We start from the raw sequence: 2,015 nt of genomic DNA on the forward strand, positions 1-2,015 counted from the left end.
GCTAATCATCATCTGATTGGCCTAACGGCCAACGCGCCTTGGAACGTGCTTGCTATTTGAGGGCATCACGCCCCAAGGCGCGCCACCAAGTGGCCGACTTTTGCTCCGCCACAGTGGCAGGGTTTTACGCCGCCGTTGACATTTAGCCTGCGCCGATCGGGCCATAGCTGATGGCTATTAAAATATAGAATTTTGGCATTTCCCAATACAATCACCGGGCTCCATTATTGGACAGGGAACCAATGGCGCGCCCACATCTGCAATGCATTCAATCTGTTACGTGCGAGCCGCGTGGTTACATTTCAGCAGCTAAAGAAGAACAATCATCATGCACCTGTTTAAGAGGATAGCCCTGACCACGACGGTCCTTGTCGCCCTGGCCACCTCTGTCTCTGCAAATATCTACGCAGGCCAACTCACCTCCTACTCAGATCAGCAGGTCTTGAGCTACCTCGTTCGCGAACATGCGCGAGATCCATCGACCTTCGCGGATGCACGCGAATACATCCTCCTGAACCGCCCAGAGATTCTGGAGGACTACCTCATTCAAACCTTAGACCAGGCGCCAGACACCCGTCGCTTTTCCCTTTCGGAGCCAAGCGCCGGGGAGACCTTCAGAATTGGTTCGATGATCGCCCTCGGGATCGGTGGAATGGCAACTGCACTTTCGCTTGCAGACAATGGCGGTGGTGGAAGCCCAAGTTCCAGCCCATCACCTTCTCCAGTCCCCGGCCCCAACCCCGGGCCCGGCACTCCAAATCCAGGCCCTGGTCCCAACCCGGGTCCCGGTCCCAACCCTGGCCCTAGTCCAAATCCCGGCCCTGGTCCAAACCCTGGCCCTGGTCCCAATCCCGGCCCTGGTCCAAACCCGGGTCCCGGTCCCAACCCAGGCCCCAGGCCTAACGATCCCGCCTACTACCGCACCCCGGAATTCGAGGAAAACCGTGGCCTGTCTCTGATTGGCGCCGATGAACGCTATGCAAAAGGCGCAACAGGACAAGGCGTAAAGATTGCCATCCTGGACACGGGTATCGATCTCGATAGTCCAGAATTCGCCAACCTTCCAGGCGTTGCCAATAAAATCGACTTTGACCACAGCCACTCCTATGTCGGAGAAGACCCCGACGATATTTCTGAACCTGACGGTCATGGCATTAGCGGTCATGGCACGCATGTTGCCGGTATCGCGGCAGGCAGGAGAGACGGTCAAGGCCTGCATGGCGTTGCCTTTGACTCGGAGCTTGTCATCTTCAAAGGAATTCATCCGACGACGACGACTAGAATTATGTGGCCTGATGCCATACGCCGCGCAATCGCGGCCGATGCGCACGTCATGAACAACAGCTGGGGTCAGAACAAAATTGTCGATGATTTCATCGTCGAAAGGACAATCACTGATTTTACAACTGGAACTTCGGACGAAAATCGCGACAATCTCGAGGATTTTCTTGGCACCAACACCACCGACGCCCTGGATGACGCGATAGAGTTAGAGAATGACTTGATGATCATTTTTGGTGCAGGCAACAGTGGCCTGCCCGAGGTCGGAGTCTATGCAGGCATTCCAGTTGTCCTGCCCGAATATAAGGACCACTTCATCGCCGTTGTCGCGGTGGATGAAGACAAAAACATAGCGGACTTCTCCAACCGCTGTGGCCTCGCACAGGATTTTTGCCTCGCTGCGCCAGGTGTTGATGTCCTGAGAATCCCCAACGGCACCGTCATCGATCATTTGGAGGGAACATCCTATGCCGCCCCCTATGTCACTGGAGCCTATGCCGTATTGAAGAGCCAGTGGCCAGACCTGACAGCCCCCGTAATCGCTCAGATTTTGTTCAACTCAGCTGAAGATCTCGGTGAGCCGGGTGTTGACCCGATCTACGGGCATGGCCTTCTAAATCTGGAACGCGCCATGCGCCCTATCGGTGAACTTGTTGTCTACCAGGGAAGCACCACCGAGAGTGACGCCATGCCTCTCGCCGAAACGGGTATCGTCGCCAGTGGCGCCCTGGCAC

At 56.0% G+C, this 2,015-nt stretch carries 1 protein-coding gene; it reads left to right on the forward strand.

From position 1 onward, the window contains the following. Nucleotides 1-328: 328 nt before the first annotated feature. On the forward strand, nucleotides 329-2,015 hold a 1,687-nt coding region (locus tag ACFWW2_RS12135), incomplete at its 3' end, for a S8 family peptidase (RefSeq protein ID WP_393928339.1).

The organism is Yoonia sp. R2-816 (genome assembly GCF_046762905.1).
In the GTDB taxonomy this organism is placed as follows: domain Bacteria; phylum Pseudomonadota; class Alphaproteobacteria; order Rhodobacterales; family Rhodobacteraceae; genus Yoonia.